Here is a 22,147-nt window from a genome sequence, read left to right on the forward strand (position 1 = left end):
ATATGCCGATTTCCAGTGCCATCCACAGAGTGCAACATTGGCTCACCAGTGACAGCCCAGACTCACTGTACGATCGACAATTGGTCTGGATTGCGCTTGGGTTAATGTTGACAGGTCTGGTGATGGTGACATCCGCATCGTTTCCTATCAGTTCACGTCTGACTGACCAGCCTTTCCACTTTATGTTTCGCCATGCGCTGTTTCTTGTCCTCGCGCTCGGAACGTCCGCGGTTATTTTACAAGTTCCGATGCGAAAATGGCTCGACTACAGTACTTGGTTGCTGCTGCTGTCTATTTTCTTGCTGTGCGTGGTGCTGGTGGCGGGAAAATCAGTCAATGGCGCTTCACGTTGGATTCCGCTAGGGCTGTTTAACTTACAGCCTGCCGAAGTGGCGAAATTGTCACTGTTTATTTTTATGTCCGGATACTTAGTGCGTAAACGCGATGAGGTTCAATCGAGCTTCTTTGGTGGGTTTATTAAGCCCATCATCGTGTTTGGGACATTAGCCGGTTTGCTACTTCTTCAGCCCGATTTAGGCACCGTTATCGTGATGTTGGTGACGCTGTTTGGCATGCTGTTTATCGCCGGAGCCAAGCTGACTCAGTTTCTTGCCTTGATGGTGGTCGGCATTTCAGCGGTAGTCGGATTGATTTGGATCGAGCCTTACCGCATGCGCCGCGTCACCTCGTTTCTCGACCCGTGGGAAGACCCTTTCGGCAGCGGTTACCAATTGACGCAGTCATTGATGGCTTTTGGCCGAGGTGAGTGGTTTGGTCAAGGCCTTGGTAATTCAATTCAAAAGCTCGAATACTTACCTGAAGCGCACACAGATTTTGTGTTTGCCGTGTTAGCCGAAGAGTTGGGCTTTGTCGGCGTTGTGCTCGTGCTAATGCTGATTTTTAGCTTGGTGATCAAAGCCATTTTTATTGGCAGAAAAGCGTTTGAGCACCAGCATCTTTTTGGCGGCTATCTGGCATTTGGTATCGGCATTTGGTTTGCGTTTCAAACCTTAGTCAATGTCGGTGCGGCGGCCGGTATGGTACCGACCAAAGGTCTCACCTTGCCGCTTATCAGTTACGGCGGATCTAGTTTGATTATCATGGCGGTGGCCGTCTCTATCTTACTTCGCATTGACTTCGAATGCCGGGTTGATGCGCCTGACTCAACACAGAAATCGAATAATGACTCAGACTAAAAAACTTATGGTCATGGCCGGCGGTACGGGCGGTCATGTTTTCCCTGGCTTAGCCGTTGCCAAAAAACTTCAGCAGCAAGGTTGGGAAATTCGCTGGCTAGGGACTGCGGATCGAATGGAAGCCGAGTTGGTACCGAAACACGGTATCGATATCGACTTTATCAAAGTCAAAGGCTTGCGTGGACAGGGGGTAGCGAAACTTCTCGCGGCGCCGTTTCAAATCATCAATGCGATCTTTCAGGCCAAAGCGCATATGAAACGCTGGCAACCGGATGTGGTATTGGGCATGGGCGGCTATGTCAGTGGCCCAGGTGGCGTGGCAGCGAAACTGTTGGGCATTCCAGTAGTACTGCACGAGCAAAATGCGGTTGCAGGTCTCACCAATCAATGGTTATCACGTATTGCGAGCAAGGTGTTTCAGGCGTTTCCGGGTGCATTTACTCATGCAGAAGTGGTGGGGAACCCCGTGCGTGAGGATGTAATTTCACTGCCAAGCCCGACAGTGCGCATGAGTGAGCGTAGCGATGAGATTCGTATTTTGGTTATGGGTGGCAGTCAAGGTGCGCGGATTTTAAATCAAACCTTACCTGAGGTGATGGCCAACCTAGGAAGTGGTTATCAAGTTCGCCATCAAGCGGGTAAAAATAACGCGGATTCTGTGAAAAAAGCCTATCAAGATCAAAACGTCGATCAGGCTGAAGTGGTGGAATTCATCGATGATGTTGCCGCGGCATACGCTTGGGCCGATCTTCTGGTATGCCGCTCTGGTGCGTTGACGGTGTCGGAAGTGTCAGCGGCGGGGGTCGGGGCGATTTTTATTCCCTTTATGCACAAAGATCGCCAACAAGCGTTGAACGCGGATCATCTGGTAGAATGCGGCGCCGCAAAAATGATTGAGCAGCCGGCGCTCAGTGTGGTGTCATTGACCGAAGGTATTCGCCATCTGAGCCGTGATGATCTTCTCTCTATGGCAGAGAAGGCACGCGCGGCCGCCAAACTTGACGCTGATACAGTGGTGGCAACGGCGATCATCGAACTGGCACAGAAATAGAGAACGATTATGACAATTCAACATACACAAGATTTGGCGCAGATTCGTGCCATGGTGCCAGAAATGCGCCGCGTGAAATGCATTCACTTTATCGGCATCGGTGGTGCGGGTATGAGTGGCATCGCAGAAGTGTTGCTCAACGAAGGCTACCAAATCACGGGGTCAGATATCGCAGAGAATCCGGTTACGCAGGGGCTCGCGCAAAAAGGGGCGACGATTTATATCGGTCACAATGCAGACAACGTCGCCAACGCCAGTGTGGTGGTTGTCTCTACTGCCATCAACGAGCAAAACCCAGAAATTAAGGCTGCCCGCGAAGCCCGTATCCCTGTGGTTCGCCGCGCAGAAATGTTGGCTGAGCTGATGCGTTTTCGTCACGGTATTGCGGTGGCGGGCACACATGGTAAAACCACCACAACGGCCTTGGTCACGCAGATTTATTCTGAAGAAGGCTTAGACCCGACGTTCGTCAACGGTGGCTTGGTCAAAAGCGCGGGAACCAATGCGCGATTGGGCTCTAGCCGTATCTTGATTGCGGAAGCGGACGAAAGCGACGCTTCGTTTCTCCATTTGCAGCCTATGGTCAGTATCGTTACCAATATTGAAGCGGATCATATGGACACCTATGGCGGCGATTTTGAAACGCTCAAACAAACGTTCATCGATTTCCTGCACAACCTGCCGTTTTATGGCCAAGCGATTTTGTGTGTCGATGACCCGGTCGTGCGTGAACTGATTCCTAAAGTGAGCCGCCAAGTGATTACTTACGGTTTTTCAGAAGATGCCGATGTGCGCATTGAAAACTATCGCCAAGAAGGCCAGCAGGGCAAGTTTACTGTCGTACGTAAACATCGCGCTAACCTAGACATTACCCTGAATATTCCAGGGCGCCATAATGCGCTCAATGCATCAGCGGCCATCGCCGTCGCAACGGAAGATGATGTCAGCGATGAGGCGATTTTACGCGCCATGGCAGGCACTCAAGGAACCGGCCGCCGCTTTGATCATCTAGGTGAGTTCGAAACTGGCAAGGGACATGCAATGCTGGTTGATGATTATGGCCACCACCCGACAGAAGTGGATGTGACCATTCAAGCCGCGAGAAATGGTTGGCAAGAAAAACGCTTAGTGATGATCTTTCAGCCCCACCGTTACAGCAGAACGCGAGACCTCTACGATGATTTCGCCAACGTGCTGGAACAAGTGGATGTCTTGATCATGCTGGATGTCTATGCGGCAGGTGAAAAGCCCATTGCTGGTGCAGATGGTCGATCATTGTGCAGGACGATTCGTTCACGTGGTCGTATTGACCCCATTTTTGTCCCAGACAGCAGTACGTTACCTTCCGTCCTTGCGAATGTCTTACAAGACGGTGACTTAGTGCTTACTCAAGGGGCGGGGGATGTCGGTAAAGTGGCAAAACAGTTGGCGGCTTTTGAGTTAAATATCGATAAGATGCGTCAGGCGTAGATTTAAGGGTGAAAAATCGCGGTTTGATGCACTTTCTGTGTTTTAAGCGGCGATTTCTCACTTTCAGTATTTGATACTTTCAGTGACGCCAGTATAATCCGAAAGTTAAAATAAGTGCTTTTGCCTTATTGCAAAAGAAGATAGGGAAAATTGCGAACAAATAGCAAGGACTATGGACTTTGATTAAAAGTGCTTTTAATGAAAGCCGTCATCTAACCTCTTCCCCACTTGTTAAAAACCACGCGGTTGGCGGTGGGTTTTTACTGGTGGTTTTGCTGTTAATTGGCTCCCTTCTTTATTCGACGATTTCATGGATGTGGGATGACCAGCGTCTGCCACTCTCTAAAATTGTCTTGCAAGGTGATTTGCACTACGTCTCTGCCCTCGATGTCCAACGTGCTTTTGCGCATTTGGATCATGTCGGAACCTTTATGTCACAAGATATCAAGGTGTTGCAGACGATGGCTGAAGCGATCCCTTGGGTCTCTCACGCCTCAATACGCAAGCAATGGCCAGACACCGTCAAAGTGTTTCTTACTGAGCACCAAGCGGCGGCAATTTGGAATGGCAACGCATTGCTGAATGAGCAGGGAGACGTCTTCAATGGTGACATCGGCCAACTAGAAGAGGAGCGGGTAAAGCTCTACGGCCCACAGGGTACCAGCCAAGAAGTGTTGGACGTGTGGCGTCGAATTAGCCCGAAATTTACCGCGCTCAATTTGTCGATTACGTCCTTGGTGCAAAACGAGCGCCGAGCGTGGCAAATTATTCTAGATAACGGCATTCGTTTGGAATTGGGTAAAGAGTCGTTAGAGGAACGCATCAATCGATTTGTTTCTCTGTATCAGAATTTAGGTAGCGACACGTTAAGAGTGAGCTACATTGACCTCAGGTATGACACGGGAGCATCTGTTGGATGGTTCCCTGATCAAGAGTTAGAACAAGAGAGTACAGATGACTAAGACCGCTGATGACAACATTATTGTTGGTCTTGATATAGGCACTGCAACCGTATCGGCTCTGGTGGGCGAAGTATTGCCTGATGGTCAAATTAATATTATTGGCGCTGGGATTAGCCCGTCGCGTGGTATGGATAAAGGCGGAGTCAACGACCTAGAGTCGGTAGTGAAATCGGTTCAGCGCGCGGTGGACCAAGCGGAGTTGATGGCTGAGTGCCAAATTCGCAACGTCTACATTTCGCTGTCTGGTCGCCATATTGCTAGCCGTATCGAAAAGGGGATGGGCACTATCTCCGAAGAAGAAGTGTCACAAGAAGACATGGATCGTGCGATTCATACCGCTAAGTCTATTAAAATTGGCGATGAGCAGCGTATTTTGCATGTCATCCCACAAGAGTTTACGATTGACTACCAAGAGGGAATCAAAAATCCACTCGGTCTGTCAGGGGTGCGCATGGAAGTCAGCGTGCACCTCATTTCTTGCCACAATGATATGGCGAGAAACATTATTAAAGCGGTTGAGCGTTGCGGCTTAACGGTGGAGCATTTGGTCTACTCTGGCCTTGCGTCAAGTAATGCGGTCATTACAGAAGATGAGCGTGAACTTGGCGTGTGTGTGGTTGATATTGGTGCAGGCACCATGGATGTAGCCATCTGGACAGGCGGCGCGTTACGTCACACTGAGGTCTTTTCTTACGCAGGAAATGCGGTCACTAGCGATATAGCCTTTGCATTTGGCACGCCAGTCAGCGATGCTGAAGAGATTAAAGTCAAATATGGCTGTGCCGTGAGTGAATTGGTCAGCAAAGATGACACAGTTAACGTTCCTAGCGTTGGAGGACGTCCATCGCGAAGTTTACAACGTCAAACTCTATCTGAAGTGATAGAGCCTCGTTATACTGAGTTAATGGGTCTGGTGAACCAGACGATCGATACTGTTCAAGAAAGACTGCGTGAAGAGGGGATTAAACACCATCTTGCCGCAGGTGTGGTGCTCACAGGTGGGGCATCACAAATTGAAGGTTTGGTTGAGTGTGCGGAGCGCGTGTTCCGCAACCAAGTACGAGTTGGCAAGCCACTAGAGGTGAGCGGCTTAACGGATTATGTCAAAGAGCCGTATCATTCTACGGCTGTGGGTTTACTTCATTACGCGCGCGACAGTCAGGTAAATGATGAGACGGAATACAACGAGCCTTCTCGCCAGTCAGTTACCGGCTTTTTTGCTCGAGTGCGTAATTGGATACAAAAAGAGTTTTAACCTGAGCAGCAGGAAAAACGGAGATAACACATGTTTGAACCGATGATGGAAATGTCTGACGATGCAGTAATTAAAGTCGTTGGGGTTGGTGGCGGCGGTGGTAACGCTGTCGAACACATGGTGCGTGAATCCATCGAAGGTGTTGAGTTCATCAGTATCAATACTGATGCTCAGGCGCTTCGAAAAACCAGTGTCAGTAGTGTCATCCAAATTGGTGGCGACATGACAAAAGGTCTAGGTGCAGGGGCAAACCCGCAAGTAGGACGTGACGCTGCTCTTGAAGATAGAGAAAGAATTAAAGAAGAGTTGTCAGGTGCCGATATGGTATTTATCGCGGCCGGAATGGGCGGTGGTACTGGTACCGGTGCGGCACCTGTTATTGCAGAAGTGGCAAAAGAACTCGGCGTATTGACCGTCGCTGTAGTCACTAAGCCATTTAGCTTCGAAGGCAAAAAGCGCCTAGCGTTTGCTGAGCAAGGTATTGAAGAGCTCTCAAAGCATGTGGACTCGCTTATCACGATTCCTAATGAGAAATTGCTCAAGGTTCTTGGCCGAGGCATCACACTACTCGAAGCGTTTGCAAGTGCAAATGACGTATTGAAAAACGCGGTACAAGGTATTGCTGAGCTAATCACTCGCCCTGGCATGATTAACGTCGACTTTGCGGATGTTCGCACAGTGATGTCGGAAATGGGTCACGCTATGATGGGTAGTGGTGTCGCGAAAGGTGAAGACCGTGCGGAAGAAGCGGCAGAGATGGCAATCTCTAGTCCACTGCTTGAAGATATTGATCTTGCGGGCGCTCGTGGCGTCTTGGTCAACATCACAGCGGGTTTGGATATGCGCCTCGATGAGTTTGAAACTGTGGGTAACACAGTTAAGGCGTTCGCTTCTGACAATGCAACTGTGGTGATTGGTACTTCTCTTGATCCAGACATGGCTGATGAAATCCGTGTCACCGTTGTAGCGACAGGTATCGGTAACGAGAAAAAACCTGACATTACTCTGGTTGCGGGTGGAAAAGCGAAGCCGGTTACGCAAACTCAACCACAACAAACGGTGACGCCTCAAGCGAGCGTCAACAAAGTGGAAGAAAAAGCGGCACCATCTTTGCAAGAGAAACCACAAGTTTCACCTCAGCCGACGACGTCAGGTGTTGGCGGTGGGGCAAGCCAAAGCGCTGCTGCACCGAAAGCCGATAAAGAAAGTGGCTACTTAGATATTCCTGCTTTCCTACGTCGCCAAGCTGATTGATGACATCCATAATTTGACACTGTTCGATTATGTGGTAGGATTCGCGGTCGATGTTAAAGATTGACCGCGTTTTGTGGCAATATTGTTGAGGCAAGGTAGATGATCAGACAACGTACTCTGAAAGAAATAGTGAAAACAACTGGTGTGGGTCTCCACTCTGGTCGCAAAGTCACGCTCACGCTACGCCCAGCTGCTGCAAATACTGGTATCATTTATCGCCGCACGGATTTAGAGCCGGCGGTCGACTTCCCTGCGAACCCAGACTCTGTGCGAGACACCAAATTGTGTACCGCTCTGGTTAATGACGCAGGTGTCCGTATTTCAACAGTTGAACACTTGAATGCTGCCCTTGCGGGAATGGGTATCGATAACGTTATCGTTGAAGTCGATGCGCCAGAAATCCCAATTATGGATGGCAGCGCAAGTCCATTCGTATTCTTGCTTCAACAAGCGGGTATCGAAGAGCAAAATGTCGCAAAACGTTTTATTCGTATCAAGAAACCTATCCGTTTTGAAGAAGAAGACAAGTGGGCGGAGTTTGTTCCGTTTAATGGCTTCCGTATGGATTTCGAAATCGAGTTCAATCACCCGGCTATTGATGCCGACGAGCAGCACTTGGTGTTTGATTTCTCGACAAACGGTTTTGTGAAAGAGATTTCACGAGCTCGTACCTTTGGGTTCATGCGTGATATCGAATACCTCCAGTCTCAAAACTTGGTGCTGGGTGGCAGTTTTGACAACGCCATCGTATTGGATGAATATCGTATTCTGAACGAAGAAGGTCTTCGCTTTGAAAATGAATTTGTGACGCACAAAGTGCTTGATGCCATTGGCGATCTGTACATGTGTGGTCACCCTATCATTGGCGAATTCCGAGCTTACAAATCGGGCCATGGCCTCAACAACCAGCTGCTTCGTGCAGTCCTCGCAGACCAGGAAGCGTGGGAGTGGGTGACCTTTGAAGAAGAGGCACCAGCACCGATGGCTTTTGCAGAGCCTAATATGGTGCTTGCATAAAACGCGGGTATTAAGCCAGCAGGCTAAAAATTTTAAAGGCCAGATCGAATGATCTGGCCTTTTTTGATCGCCCTAACAAATATCAGCCACATATCAGTGTGGTGAAGTCCTACGATTTCTTGGCTAATTTCGCCAAGCTTTCAAGTCGTGCCTTTACTTTCGGCGAGGCGTTTGAGGCGATCATTTCAAGATAGCTCGCGGCAGTGGAAGAGATCGGATCCCTTTGTGGCGCTGGCTGCTCGCTTTTCTCACTGTTTGATCGATATAGCTCCGGATTGATTTGTACGCTGACAGCGATCAGTCGAGCGAATCCCTGAGATCGTAATTGATTCAAAATATGCAGACGATCACGATCGATCTTCATCTTGATCCCTGCGCTAGCTACCTCGAGGATCAATTGTCCTTCACGGATGTTTGCCACCCGGCAATGCTTTTCCGTACCACGAGGCAAAATGGCCTGCAGTGCTCGGTTGATCAAGATGATCTCTTCGGCGTGTTGTTGCAGTGTCGACAAGCGAGATTGAGCGATGATGTCGTCGCCTAAAGTAGGGCGGTGGTCACGCATAGTGGGCCTTATATTGCTGGACGGTCTGTTTCATTCTAAGCGAAGCTCGTGCGAGTAGGTAGCACTGCATTGGATAAACTTACGTCATATAAGTACAAAAAATAAAGTGTGCTTCAAACAAATTACCTTGCTATTGGTTGTCAGGGTGAAAATTTCATAAGATAGGCGCCACTAAAATCAGTTCTAGCCTTGAATTCTAAAGTAAATAGCACAATATCTGAGGAAAGTGATTTATCTCAGTATTCTTAGTTTAAAACTGGTAGAGACTGAAGGCATTATAAGATGATCGGGCCCGATCTGAGTTAAGAGAGATTCATAGCAAATGATAACTAAGCTACTGACAAAGGTAATTGGCAGTCGCAACGACAGAACCCTGCGACGCCTGAGAAAAATAGTAAAAGAGATCAACAATTTTGAGCCGACGTTTGAGGCTCTATCTGATGAAGAGCTAAAACAAAAGACCGTCGAATTTCGTCAGCGTTTAGATCAAGGCGAGACACTAGACAGTCTGTTGCCTGAAGCTTTTGCGACGGTTCGTGAAGCATCAAAACGTTTGTATGGCATGCGCCACTTTGATGTTCAGCTTATCGGAGGCATGGTCCTAAACAACGGACAAATCGCTGAAATGCGTACTGGTGAGGGTAAAACACTCACCGCGACACTCCCTGCGTACCTGAACGCGCTGCCAGGCAAAGGGGTTCATGTCGTGACCGTCAACGACTACCTCGCTAAGCGAGACGCAGAAACCAACCGACCGCTGTTTGAATTCCTCGGTATGACGGTAGGCGTTAACGTGCCGAACATGCCACCTCAAGAGAAAAAAGAAGCCTACAAAGCGGATATTTTATACGGTACCAACAACGAATTCGGTTTTGACTACCTACGTGACAATATGGCGTTTCGCGCCGAAGACCGCGTTCAACGCGCGCGCTTTTTCGCTGTGGTCGATGAAGTTGACTCCATCTTGATTGATGAGGCGAGAACGCCGCTGATCATTTCTGGCCCTGCTGAAGACAGCTCTGAGCTGTACACTCGCATCAACACGCTCATCCCACAACTCCAGAAGCAAGACAAAGAAGATTCCGAAGAGTACCGTGGTGATGGTCACTACACGGTGGATGAGAAATCCAAGCAAGTGTATTTGACTGAAACCGGTCAAGAGTTTGTTGAAGAGTTAATGATCAAAAACGGCTTGATGGTCGAAGGTGACACCTTGTACTCACCGACGAACATCAGTCTACTGCACCATGTTAATGCTGCCCTGCGTGCGCACGTATTGTTTGAGAAGAACGTTGACTACATCGTCACTGAAGAGGGTGAAGTGGTGATCGTTGATGAACATACGGGTCGTACTATGCCTGGTCGCCGTTGGTCTGAAGGTCTACATCAAGCGGTGGAAGCGAAAGAAGGCGTTAAGATCCAAAACGAGAACCAAACGCTGGCGTCGATTACCTTCCAGAACTACTTCCGTCTCTACGAGAAACTGTCTGGTATGACGGGTACCGCAGATACAGAAGCGTTTGAATTCCAATCGATCTATGGTCTTGAAACTGTGGTTATCCCAACCAACAAGCCAATGATTCGTGATGATATGCCAGACATGGTTTATCGCACCGAGGCGGAGAAATTCGCTGCGATTATCGAAGACATCAAACAGCGCGTTGAAAAAGGTCAGCCAACGCTGGTGGGTACCGTATCGATTGAAAAATCAGAGCTACTCTCTACTGCGCTGAAGAAAGCGAAAATCAAGCACAACGTGCTGAACGCTAAATTCCATGAGAAAGAAGCAGAGATCGTCGCGGAAGCGGGCAAACCGGGTGCAGTCACCATCGCAACCAACATGGCGGGTCGTGGTACGGATATCGTCCTCGGCGGCAGTTGGCAGTCAAAAGTGGAGACACTGGACAACCCAACTCAAGAGCAAATTGATGCGATTAAAGCGGAATGGAAAGTCGTTCACGATCAAGTGCTGGAAGCCGGTGGTTTACACATCATCGGTACTGAACGTCATGAATCACGTCGTATTGATAACCAGCTTCGTGGTCGTTCTGGTCGTCAAGGGGATGCAGGTTCGTCTCGTTTCTACCTTTCGATGGAAGACTCACTGCTGCGCATCTTTACCTCGGATCGTATGGCTAGCCTTATCCAAAGTGGTATGGAAGAGGGTGAAGCGATCGAATCGAAAATGCTCTCACGTTCGATTGAAAAAGCGCAACGTAAAGTGGAAGGACGTAACTTCGATATTCGTAAGCAATTGCTGGAATACGATGACGTTGCGAATGACCAGCGTAAAGTGGTGTATGAGTTGCGCGATGAGCTGATGAGCGCTGACGACATCAGTGACATGATTGAGCAAAACCGTGACGACGTGCTTAACGCTGTTATCGATGAGTACATCCCACCGCAATCGCTAGAAGATATGTGGGATGTGGATGGGCTTCAAGCACGTCTGAAAAACGACTTCGACCTTGATGTGCCGGTCAAGCAGTGGCTTGAAGAAGACGACAAACTGTATGAAGAAGCGCTGCGCGAGAAAATCATTGCGACCTCTATCTCTGTTTACAAAGAGAAAGAAGCCGTGGTGGGCGAGCAAGTGCTGCGCAACTTTGAAAAGTCAGTGATGTTGCAAACGCTCGATACCTTGTGGAAAGAGCATTTGGCTGCAATGGACCATTTGCGTCAGGGTATTCATTTACGTGGCTATGCGCAGAAGAACCCGAAACAAGAGTACAAACGTGAATCTTTCGAGCTCTTTGAAGGTCTTCTTGAAGCACTGAAATCCGACGTGATCACTGTCTTGTCTAAAGTGCGCGTTCAGCAGCAAGAAGAAGTGGAACGTATGGAAGCTCAGCGTCGAGCGCAAGCAGAAGAAGCGGCTCGTTTGGCACAAGCGCAACACGCGAGCGCCGACAACCCATTGAGTGATGACGACGCGAGTGATGATGCTCATCAGCCAATGGTGCGAGAAGAGCGTAAAGTGGGTCGAAATGAACCTTGCCCATGTGGCAGCGGTAAAAAATACAAACAGTGTCACGGTAAAATTGCGTAAGCGATTAACGTGAGATCTATAGGAAAAGAGTCGCTTTGGCGGCTCTTTTTGTATCCGTCTGATGGATGGCAACAACCAAATAGGAACCAGTCAATGAAACGTATTCATATCGTTGCGGCGATCATCTTCAACCAAGACAAATCGAAGATTTTCATCACCAAGCGTCCGGATGACAAACATAAGGGCGGCTTTTGGGAGTTTCCCGGTGGTAAAGTCGAAGCAGGGGAAAGTATAGAGCAAGCGATGGCGCGCGAGCTGGAAGAAGAAGTGGGGATTGTCGTGTCACATCAAACCCCGTTTGAACATCTTGAGTATGACTATCCGGATAAATCGCTCAAGTTTGATTTTATCTGTGTGCATGAGTTTTCTGGTGAGCCGTACGGCAAAGAGGGACAGCAAGGTGCCTGGGTGGCGATTGCGGATTTGAGTCACTACACCTTTCCTGAAGCAAATGTGCCGATTCTAAAGCGTGTCATTCAAGAGTTTTAATACTGGTTTCAAGCCGAGATTGTTGATAGTTTATTGGCACAAATGGAACAAGAACCAAGGAGTTTTTTGCAATGGTCAGAATTGCAGTTGCGGGTGCGGCCGGTCGAATGGGTCGTAACTTAGTCAGAGCGACATTTTTAAATCAAGACGCCCGTGTTGGTGCAGGATCCGAGCGTCCGGAATCTTCTTTGGTGGGTGTCGATGTCGGCGAACTGTGCGGAGAGGGCAAATTTGATGTCGTGCTGACGGATGATCTTGCCAAAGAGATCGACAACTTTGATGTCATTATCGATTTTACGGCACCGGCGAGCACGCTAGCGAATTTAGAACTTTGCCGTCAGCATGGCAAAAGCATTGTGATTGGCACCACTGGTTTTAGTGAGCAAGAGCGAGCGACTATTGATGAGATTGCTCAGAGCGTTCCCGTCGTGATGGCGCCTAACTACTCCGTTGGGGTTAACCTTGTGTTCAAACTGCTTGAAAAGGCAGCCAAAGTGATGGGCGATTACTGCGACATTGAAATCGTTGAAGCGCACCACCGTCATAAAGTGGATGCGCCTTCCGGTACCGCAATTGGTATGGGAGAAGCCATTGCTGGCGCTATGGGAAATCAGCTCAGCGATGTTGCTGTGTATGCTCGTGAAGGTATTACCGGCGAGCGAACTAAAGATGAGATCGGTTTTGCCACCATTCGCGCAGGCGATATTGTCGGCGAACACACGGCGATGTTTGCTGATGTTGGTGAGCGTGTAGAGATCACTCATAAAGCGACGGACAGAATGACCTTTGCCAATGGTGCGGTCAAAGCCGCCGTCTGGCTTAGCCAAAAATCCCCTGGTTTTTATACCATGACGGATGTCCTAGGACTTAATGAGCTATAAATAAATAATTATGCGCTGGGCTTGCCCGGCGTTTTTTATATCTGTGCGTTGAAAGAAAATGAGTTAACTTCAGGTAACGCTCGTTTTTCTTGAGGTTTTGTTGGTTGTTTTGGTGGTTTGGCATTGGTTTTCTCTTTAATGTCTTTAAAGTTTGACTTTACCTATGGTGTTCATCGTTTGCGTGAGAGCGAAGAAAAAAAGTGTGATCTGGTACAGGTGATACAAAGAGAGATTTTGAGTTTTTTGAATTGAAATCGATTACTCATTTGCAAAAGTTGTTCTTTTAGGCCTTTTGGGCTGTTTTTTGTCTAAAGAGCCCTAAAGTTTCGGTGTTTTTTTACGTGTGTGTTGACACATGTCACAGGCCTCATTAGAATACCGCCAATTTGTCTGAAATACCTAAAACCGCTTTTTTATTGCGCACAGGAAGGCAAATTTGCAGTTAAATTTATTATTTTTGCATTTTTATTCTGGAGGTTGTCTTGAGTAAATCAGCACTGTTAGTCCTAGAAGATGGGACAGTGTTCCGCGGAGTTTCCATTGGAGCAGATGGGTCGTCCGTTGGTGAAGTTGTTTTTAATACCTCGATGACGGGGTACCAAGAAATCCTCACTGATCCTTCCTATTCCCAGCAGATCGTCACCCTTACTTACCCACATATTGGTAACACCGGTACCAATACCGAAGATGAAGAATCTTCTTCAATTCATGCACAAGGCCTTGTGATTCGCGATCTTCCTCTTATCGCATCAAACTTCCGTAGTGAACAAACGCTTTCTGATTACCTAAAGTCGCAAAACATTGTCGGCATTGCGGATATTGATACTCGTAAACTGACGCGTATCTTGCGTGAGAAGGGCGCTCAGAACGGTTGTATCATCGCGGGTGACAATCTTGATGAGGCATTAGCGCTGGCGAAAGCAAAAGAGTTTCCTGGCCTAAAAGGCATGGACTTGGCGAAAGTGGTGTCAACCAAAGAAGCGTACGTATGGAATCAAGGTTCTTGGACGCTAGAAGGTGGATTGCCAGAAGCGAAAACAGAGAGAGAGCAGCCTTACCACGTTGTCGCGTACGACTTCGGCGCTAAGCGTAACATCCTACGTATGTTGGTTGATCGTGGCTGCCGTCTAACGGTCGTGCCTGCAGAGACCAGTGCAGAAGAGGTATTGGCGCTCAACCCAGATGGCGTGTTCCTATCTAATGGCCCTGGTGACCCAGAGCCGTGTACTTACGCGATTGAAGCGACCAAGGTTTTCCTAGAAAAAGGCCTACCTATCTTTGGTATTTGTCTTGGTCACCAAATTCTTGCTCTTGCCTCTGGTGCGAAGACAGTGAAGATGAAGTTTGGTCACCACGGTGCTAACCACCCGGTGAAAGACTTAGACCGCAACGTTGTGATGATCACGTCTCAGAACCACGGTTTCGCGGCAGATGAAGCGACACTCCCTGAGAACCTACGTGCCACTCACGTGTCACTATTTGATGGCTCTCTACAAGGTATCCATCGTACTGATAAGCCAGCATTTAGCTTCCAAGGTCACCCAGAAGCAAGCCCAGGTCCACACGACGCGGCGCCGCTCTTTGACCACTTTATTGAACTGATCAAACAGTCTATTTCAGACACGCAAAACATCGCTTAATTCGGAGTAGTAGAGAATGCCAAAACGTACTGACTTAAAAAGTATTCTAATTCTAGGTGCAGGCCCGATTGTTATCGGTCAAGCATGTGAGTTTGACTACTCTGGTGCACAAGCGTGTAAAGCACTGCGTGAAGAGGGTTACCGAGTCATCCTTGTTAACTCTAACCCTGCGACCATCATGACTGACCCAGACATGGCCGATGCGACTTACATCGAGCCAATCCAATGGGAAGTGGTTCGTAAGATCATCGAGAAAGAGCGTCCGGATGCCGTACTACCAACAATGGGTGGTCAAACAGCGCTGAACTGTGCACTCGACCTTGAGAAACACGGCGTACTTGCAGAGTTCGGCGTAGAAATGATTGGTGCAACAGCTGACGCAATCGACAAAGCAGAAGACCGTTCTCGTTTCGATAAAGCGATGAAGTCTATCGGCCTTGAGTGTCCTCGTGCTGATACTGCGAAAACGATGGAAGAAGCTTATGCCGTTCTCGACATGGTTGGCTTCCCTTGTATCATCCGTCCGTCATTCACTATGGGTGGTACTGGTGGTGGTATCGCTTATAACAAAGAAGAGTTCGAAGAGATTTGTCGCCGTGGCCTCGACCTGTCGCCAACTAACGAACTTCTCATCGATGAATCACTGATCGGTTGGAAAGAGTATGAGATGGAAGTGGTTCGTGACAAAGCGGACAACTGTATCATCGTATGTTCTATCGAAAACTTCGACCCAATGGGCATCCACACGGGTGACTCAATTACAGTAGCACCAGCACAGACTCTGACTGACAAAGAATACCAGTTGATGCGTAATGCCTCTCTAGCGGTACTGCGCGAAATTGGCGTTGAGACAGGTGGTTCAAACGTACAGTTTGGTATCAACCCGAAAGATGGCCGTATGGTTATCATCGAGATGAACCCACGTGTATCGCGCTCGTCTGCGCTTGCATCTAAAGCAACAGGTTTCCCAATCGCTAAGATTGCCGCGAAACTGGCGGTTGGCTTTACCCTTGACGAGCTACAAAACGACATCACAGGCGGTGCAACGCCAGCATCATTCGAACCTACCATCGATTACGTCGTGACTAAGATTCCTCGTTTTAACTTCGAGAAGTTTGCCGGTGCGAACGACCGTTTGACCACTCAAATGAAGTCAGTGGGTGAGGTGATGGCGATTGGCCGTAACCAACAAGAGTCGCTACAAAAAGCACTTCGCGGTCTTGAAGTTGGCGTGAATGGCTTTGACGAAATGGTTGATCTTGATGCGCCTGACGCACTCACCACCATTCGTCACGAACTCAAAGAAGCGGGCGCTGAGCGTATTTGGTACATCGCTGACGCATTCCGTGCAGGCATGTCGGTAGAAGGTGTATTCAACCTCACCAACATCGACCGTTGGTTCCTAGTTCAGATTGAAGAACTCGTTAACCTAGAAAACCAAGTTAAAGCAGGCGGTTTTGCCGGTTTAACAGAAGACGTGCTGCGTGTGATGAAGCGTAAAGGCTTCTCAGATGCGCGTTTGTCAGCACTGCTTGGTGTGTCTGAAAGCGAAATTCGTCGTCTGCGCGATCAGTTCGATATTCACCCTGTTTATAAGCGCGTCGATACGTGTGCGGCGGAGTTCTCCTCTGACACGGCGTACATGTACTCCTCTTACGATGAAGAGTGTGAAGCGAACCCGACTGACAAAGACAAGATCATGGTGCTGGGTGGCGGTCCAAACCGTATCGGCCAAGGTATCGAGTTTGATTACTGCTGTGTACACGCCTCTCTTGCCCTTCGCGAAGATGGTTACGAGACCATCATGGTTAACTGTAACCCAGAGACAGTATCCACCGATTACGATACCTCTGACCGTCTCTACTTCGAACCTGTGACGTTGGAAGATGTTCTGTCTATCGTTCGTGTTGAGAAGCCAAAAGGTGTGATCGTGCAATACGGTGGTCAAACGCCACTGAAACTCGCACGAGCGCTAGAAGCGGCGGGTGTGCCAATTATCGGTACCAGCCCAGATGCGATTGACCGTGCAGAAGACCGTGAGCGTTTCCAAGCAGCGGTTGAGCGTCTAGGTCTAAAACAGCCAGAAAACGCGACAGTCACCACAATGGAACAAGCGATCGAGAAGTCGAAAGACATCGGTTTCCCATTGGTCGTTCGCCCATCTTACGTACTGGGTGGCCGCGCGATGGAAATCGTCTACGATGAGCAAGACTTGCGTCGTTACTTCAACGAAGCAGTCAGCGTATCGAACGAATCTCCAGTCCTACTTGACCGCTTCCTTGATGACGCAACGGAAGTCGACGTGGATGCCATCTGTGACGGTGAGCGCGTTGTGATCGGCGGTATCATGGAGCACATCGAGCAAGCGGGTGTTCACTCAGGCGACTCTGCGTGTTCTCTACCGGCTTACACCTTGAGTCAAGAGATTCAAGATGTGATGCGTGAGCAAGTTGAGAAGTTGGCGTTCGAGTTGGGTGTTCGCGGCTTGATGAATACGCAGTTCGCTGTGAAAGACAACGAAGTGTACCTCATCGAAGTTAACCCTCGCGCTGCGCGTACCGTACCATTCGTATCAAAAGCGACAGGTGCTCCACTGGCGAAAATCGCGGCACGTGTGATGGCTGGACAATCTCTAGAGTCTCAAGGCTTTACCAAAGAGATCATCCCACCATACTACTCAGTGAAAGAAGTGGTGTTGCCATTCAACAAGTTCCCTGGCGTCGACCCACTGCTTGGCCCTGAAATGCGCTCTACTGGCGAAGTCATGGGCGTGGGTGCGACATTCGCTGAAGCGTACGCGAAAGCAGAATTGGGTTGTGGTAACGTCTACCCAGAAGGTGGCCGAGCGCTTCTTTCTGTTCGTGAAGGCGATAAGCAGCGCGTGGTTGACCTAGCGTCTAAGCTAGTGAAACTCGGTTACCAGTTGGATGCGACGCACGGCACTGCAGTGATTCTTGGTGAAGCGGGTATCAACCCTCGCTTGGTCAACAAGGTGCACGAAGGTCGTCCTCACATTCTTGACCGTATCAAGAACAATGAGTACACCTACATCGTTAACACGGCAGCAGGTCGCCAAGCGATTGAAGACTCAAAAGTACTTCGTCGTGGTGCATTGGCAGAGAAAGTGAACTACACCACAACGCTAAACGCAGCGTTTGCAACGTGCATGTCTCACACCGCGGATGCATGTGCATCAGTCACCTCTGTACAAGAGCTGCACGCAAAAATCGCTGAAAACGCCTAATCGTTTGATTCGACAATAGGCTCAGTGATAAGAGCCGAATTGACAACCTCATTGCCCACTCCTTCGAGTGGGCTTTTTTATGTTGGGTGATGGGTGATGGGTGATGGGTGATGGGTGATGGGTGATGGGGATCAAGCGAAAGAGCGGATTAGCGCGTGAGCTCAAGGCGGATTAGGACTTCTTCTGTGATGTCGCTTAGCTCCCCGTAACCGACGATGGTACCGATCTCTTTTTCTAAGCTTTTTGCCTTGTGGAGGCTGATGTTGGCAAGTTCGGCTAAGTCAGTGCGTACCAGTGCGGTCATAGGGTCAAACACGGGCGCGGCGCAAATTCTCAGGGCATAAAATTCGCCAATCGACATCGCTTGTTTGACGAAGCGAATACGATCTTTCAGTGTTTCAAACTCGCTGACCAATTTCGATTCGATCGACTGAATGCGCGTACCAAACTTCACCGCACTCAAGTAGATCTCATGATATTGAGGCTCAGCGCCTTCAATTCGGCGCATCGGTTGGGCGATAAGGGTATTGGTGCGACCTTTGTAGATCGGTTCGAGAGAAAAGTTCTTCTCTTCACCAAGCTTTGCCAGGAGTCCAAGGTAAGGAGGCAAAGGATAGTTGACCCCAATAACACGTGGGCGTAGATTCGGGCCGCGTTTTTCAAAAAACAGCGGTGAGCTGACCATTTTATCCAACAAAATATCGTGCAGCCCTTCAAGCAGGGCATTACTGGGCAGTAGCTCTTGTTTGGCAACTAATTTATTTTGGTTGTGGTCAATCAGCGAGCCAAAGAAGGCAATAGTCTTCATCGTCTGGCGCTCTTCGATGATCGCCAGTTGCATCCGCTTACCACCAGGGCTGATGCGTATCACCGTATACGGCACTTCATCAAGCGGCAGCTTTTTGTCGTAAAGCTTTAATTCACTAAAGTCGACATGACACAGATCGCCCGCTTTTAATCCGCAAGGTGAGGTGACTGCAATGCTCGCGCCATGCTTGGAGATATCTAACGTAACCCCAGCGTGACGCTGGCCATCGGCGGTTTTCAGTTGCAAAGGCGATTGAAACTGATACCTCGGCTCTTTGCGACGGGATTTGGCATCAAAATAGAGGCAAGCGGGGTTTGACTCAGGGTTGCGAGTGTGGCGAAACGGGTTGAGCTCGCTGCTGGCAAGACGCGGCTTGTCCGTCAGCAAGTAGTCATTGCGACTGCTGCTGCCTGATATCTCTTGCAAAATGCCGCAGTGCGTCAAGGTGTTGGGCTCAAGGCCAAGCTCGGTCGAGTGCGTAGACAGTTCACTTTTTTCTTCGTCATTCAGCTCAAATACAGAGAGGCGAAAGGCTCGCCAACTCTCTTTTTTCGCGCCCACATGCCAAAACAACTGTCGCTGTTCGCGCGTCGCTTCCGGCATCATCATCGAGAAAAACAGCTGCTTGCCCTGATGGTCATGGGTGAAGGAGTAAAGTACGTTACTGCTGCCGCGCATACCCGGAGTGGTCAGTTGTTTCATGCGCTGTTTATTGAACAAACTGGTGAGCGCTTGTTGATTACGTTCGTCGTGCCAGTACTGCCAAATCGGCTGATTGTTCTCCGTCATCAACACCAGTTTAAGCTCGTCACCACTGAAAAAGACCGGCAGATTGCAGGTGTGTTTGAGATAAGTGTGCTCGTACCCTCGAGAGCGAGCGCGAATGATCTTATCTTGATTATCGTGACGGGCTTTTTTACTGTCGTTATTGAGGCATTCTGCGATGATCGCTTCGATGGCTTGGGTTTCGTCGAGCATGATGGTACGCAGAAACTTCACTGCATCGTTTTCGTAAGACTCGTCGATACCAACAATCCGATAGCTAAACGCTGAGTGAATGGCCTCTACTTCTGAGCTTTGGGCGAGTTCTACAAAGCGTACCTCGACAATTTCACCCAGCTTATAGTCAAACGCAGACGGGACTTTAAACTTGGCGCCAGAAGGAGAGAGGTCAACGGTGACGCCGTGAACCAGTTGTCCTTTAGCGAGATTGAGCTCGATTTGGGATGAAAGGCGCAGACGATTCTCTTTGCGCTTCAGGTCATAGCCTAAGTTAATCGGCTCGACTTCCAGTGCACTGCTTTTGGCCTGCACTTCGGTGCCGATGGGCTTGCCGCGCTTTTGCATAACACGAAAGTTGTTGTGTGTGTTGGACAGCGCTTCCCACACGCCTTCGGTATAGCCGCCAAACTTACGCACATTTTTGTGATAAGCGTTGAAGGCGACATCATCTAACCAGTGGCGCAGTCCATCAAGCTTGTATTCTCGACACTCACCTTTGACCCGTCCGCGCAGATCCACCGGTTTGGTGCACGGTGCCATCACTCGATTGAGCTCCATTTTGACCAATATTTTGACCGACGGAGGCTCGCCTTCTGTCATTTGGGCAAGAAGGTACTCAAAGTCTTGTGAGTGGTAAGCGGCAATGAGCCGCTCAGCGATTGAAAGGATTTCCTGTTGCTGCATATTTTATGGTTAGATCTACCTAATTATTCTCTATCGACCTTGATAACACGATCTTTAATGATATGTTACATCGAATCAAGATAAAGTGACCCAGATTCGAATTGATAAGGTCACAAAATAGCAGGTGAGGAACCATGGCAAAGGCAAAAAGAGCCTACGTGTGCAACGACTGCGGCGCAGATTTCCCAAGATGGCAAGGGCAATGCAATGCTTGTGGCGCTTGGAATACCATCAGTGAGGTGCGTTTAGCCGCTTCACCAGCGGCGGCGCGTAACGAGCGCTTGAGCGGATACGCGGGCAACGCCGCTGAAACCAAAGTACAGACATTGTCTGAGATTGATCTTCAGGAAGTGCCCCGTTTTACCAGCGGTTTCAAAGAGCTGGACCGAGTATTGGGCGGTGGCGTCGTCCCGGGAGCCGCGATCTTGATCGGCGGCAATCCTGGCGCAGGTAAGTCGACATTGCTGCTGCAAACCATGTGTTACTTAGCGTCGCAAATGCCGACCCTCTATGTCACAGGGGAAGAGTCCTTGCAGCAAGTCGCGATGCGCGCATCGCGCTTGGGGCTACCTAAAGACAACCTCAAAATGCTTTCGGAGACAAACGTCGATCGCATCTGCCAGATCGCGGAGCAAGAACAACCCAAAATCATGGTGATTGACTCGATTCAGGTCATGCACGTTTCGGATGTGCAGTCGTCCCCGGGCAGCGTCGCTCAGGTGAGGGAATCTGCCACCGCACTGACCCGTTATGCTAAGCAAAACAACGTCTCGGTATTTATTGTCGGCCACGTCACCAAAGATGGCACACTCGCAGGCCCTAAAGTGCTTGAGCACATTATCGACTGTTCTGTGTTGCTCGATGGCGGTACTGACAGCCGTTTTAGAACGCTGCGCAGTCACAAGAACCGCTTTGGCGCCGTCAATGAATTGGGAGTGTTTGCCATGACAGGGCAAGGGCTTAAAGAAGTCAGTAACCCTTCGGCCATCTTTTTATCGCGCGGCGAAGAAGAAACCTCAGGCAGTTCCGTCATGGTCGTATGGGAAGGCACACGACCCTTGTTGGTTGAGATACAAGCGCTGGTGGATTACTCCCAGTTGGCCAATCCACGTCGTGTGGCGGTGGGTCTTGAGCAGAACCGCTTGTCGCTGCTACTTGCTGTGCTGCATAAGCACGGTGGGCTGCAGATGGCTGACCAAGATGTGTTTGTTAATGTGGTCGGCGGTGTCAAAGTCACCGAAACCAGTGCCGATCTTGCTTTGGTCATGGCGCTGCTATCCAGCTTTAGAGATCGCCCACTACCTAAAGATGTTGTGGTGTTTGGAGAAGTGGGGTTAGCGGGGGAGATTCGCCCGGTGCCCAGTGGTCAAGAGCGCTTGAACGAAGCGTTTAAGCACGGCTTTAAAAAAGCGATCGTGCCGGCTGCGAACATGCCTAAAGGCGGGATTGCAGGTATGCAAATCCATGGTGTGAAAAAGCTGTCTGAAGCGATTGAAGCGTTTGATGAGTTGTAACTGTCAGCGCGATTGAGCACTTAAACGAATTAAAAAGCGCCTTGCCGAACATTCAGCAAGGCGCTT

General features: G+C 49.3%; 15 protein-coding genes. 13 read left to right on the forward strand and 2 right to left on the reverse strand.

The features are described from left to right. The first annotated feature begins 2 nt into the window (after positions 1 to 2). The 7 genes from ftsW (at position 3) to lpxC (ending at position 8,205) form a co-directional block, all read left to right on the forward strand. Positions 3 to 1,196: a cell division protein FtsW gene (gene ftsW, locus AC6R0R_RS09530; protein ID WP_487901320.1), complete on the forward strand. Its 1,194-nt coding sequence runs from the start codon at positions 3 to 5 to the stop codon at positions 1,194 to 1,196. Beyond that, positions 1,183 to 2,247: an undecaprenyldiphospho-muramoylpentapeptide beta-N-acetylglucosaminyltransferase gene (gene murG / locus AC6R0R_RS09535; protein ID WP_500626515.1), complete on the forward strand. Its 1,065-nt coding sequence runs from the start codon at positions 1,183 to 1,185 to the stop codon at positions 2,245 to 2,247. Before ftsW ends, murG begins: the two co-directional genes overlap by 14 nt. A gap of 9 nt (positions 2,248 to 2,256) precedes the next feature. Continuing rightward, entirely contained in the window at positions 2,257 to 3,717 is a 1,461-nt protein-coding gene (gene murC, locus AC6R0R_RS09540) for a UDP-N-acetylmuramate--L-alanine ligase (RefSeq protein ID WP_500626516.1), read from the forward strand. A gap of 179 nt (positions 3,718 to 3,896) precedes the next feature. Then, positions 3,897 to 4,679 carry a cell division protein FtsQ/DivIB gene (locus tag AC6R0R_RS09545; RefSeq protein WP_334554348.1) on the forward strand — a complete coding sequence of 261 codons (783 nt, stop codon included), beginning with the start codon at positions 3,897 to 3,899 and terminating at the stop codon, positions 4,677 to 4,679. After that, positions 4,672 to 5,934: a cell division protein FtsA gene (gene ftsA / locus AC6R0R_RS09550; protein WP_487901317.1), complete on the forward strand. Its 1,263-nt coding sequence runs from the start codon at positions 4,672 to 4,674 to the stop codon at positions 5,932 to 5,934. Before AC6R0R_RS09545 ends, ftsA begins: the two co-directional genes overlap by 8 nt. A 30-nt stretch (positions 5,935 to 5,964) precedes the next feature. Next, a complete protein-coding gene (ftsZ, locus tag AC6R0R_RS09555) occupies positions 5,965 to 7,188 on the forward strand; it encodes a cell division protein FtsZ (RefSeq protein WP_500626517.1) in 1,224 nt (407 codons plus the stop codon). A 99-nt stretch (positions 7,189 to 7,287) separates the two neighbouring features. After that, entirely contained in the window at positions 7,288 to 8,205 is a 918-nt protein-coding gene (gene lpxC, locus AC6R0R_RS09560; RefSeq protein ID WP_487901315.1) for a UDP-3-O-acyl-N-acetylglucosamine deacetylase, read from the forward strand. Between the two features lie 109 nt (positions 8,206 to 8,314). Here the strand turns inward: lpxC and AC6R0R_RS09565 are convergent, their stop codons facing one another. Further along, positions 8,315 to 8,770 (reverse strand): DUF721 domain-containing protein, encoded by a 456-nt coding sequence (locus tag AC6R0R_RS09565; RefSeq protein ID WP_500626518.1) that lies wholly within the window; start codon positions 8,768 to 8,770, stop codon positions 8,315 to 8,317. A gap of 322 nt (positions 8,771 to 9,092) precedes the next feature. Here AC6R0R_RS09565 and secA point away from each other — a divergent pair, with 322 nt between their 5' ends. The 5 genes from secA to carB all read left to right on the forward strand — a co-directional run bounded on the left by secA (position 9,093) and on the right by carB (position 18,073). Next, complete coding sequence (secA, locus tag AC6R0R_RS09570; RefSeq protein WP_500626519.1) at positions 9,093 to 11,819, forward strand: preprotein translocase subunit SecA; 2,727 nt, start codon at positions 9,093 to 9,095, stop codon at positions 11,817 to 11,819. A gap of 93 nt (positions 11,820 to 11,912) precedes the next feature. After that, the gene (gene mutT, locus AC6R0R_RS09575; protein WP_334554360.1) at positions 11,913 to 12,308 is read left to right on the forward strand and encodes an 8-oxo-dGTP diphosphatase MutT; all 396 of its coding nucleotides are present in this window, start codon (positions 11,913 to 11,915) and stop codon (positions 12,306 to 12,308) included. Between the two features lie 71 nt (positions 12,309 to 12,379). Further along, complete coding sequence (gene dapB / locus AC6R0R_RS09580; protein ID WP_500626520.1) at positions 12,380 to 13,189, forward strand: 4-hydroxy-tetrahydrodipicolinate reductase; 810 nt, start codon at positions 12,380 to 12,382, stop codon at positions 13,187 to 13,189. A gap of 482 nt (positions 13,190 to 13,671) precedes the next feature. After that, a complete protein-coding gene (gene carA / locus AC6R0R_RS09585; protein WP_500626521.1) occupies positions 13,672 to 14,829 on the forward strand; it encodes a glutamine-hydrolyzing carbamoyl-phosphate synthase small subunit in 1,158 nt (385 codons plus the stop codon). A gap of 16 nt (positions 14,830 to 14,845) precedes the next feature. Next, on the forward strand, positions 14,846 to 18,073 hold the full coding sequence (carB, locus tag AC6R0R_RS09590) for a carbamoyl-phosphate synthase large subunit (protein ID WP_500626522.1): 3,228 nt from the start codon (positions 14,846 to 14,848) through the stop codon (positions 18,071 to 18,073). A 148-nt stretch (positions 18,074 to 18,221) separates the two neighbouring features. On the opposite strand, the gene AC6R0R_RS09595 is transcribed toward carB, so the two are convergent. Continuing rightward, positions 18,222 to 20,567, reverse strand: a complete 2,346-nt coding sequence (locus AC6R0R_RS09595) for a PilZ domain-containing protein (protein ID WP_500626523.1) — start codon at positions 20,565 to 20,567, stop codon at positions 18,222 to 18,224. A 134-nt stretch (positions 20,568 to 20,701) separates the two neighbouring features. On the opposite strand from AC6R0R_RS09595, the gene radA reads away from it, so the two are divergent. Continuing rightward, positions 20,702 to 22,081, forward strand: a complete 1,380-nt coding sequence (gene radA / locus AC6R0R_RS09600) for a DNA repair protein RadA (RefSeq protein ID WP_500626524.1) — start codon at positions 20,702 to 20,704, stop codon at positions 22,079 to 22,081. Positions 22,082 to 22,147 lie beyond the last annotated feature (66 nt).

This window comes from Vibrio sp. R12-SW3-ISO1 (assembly GCF_059834005.1).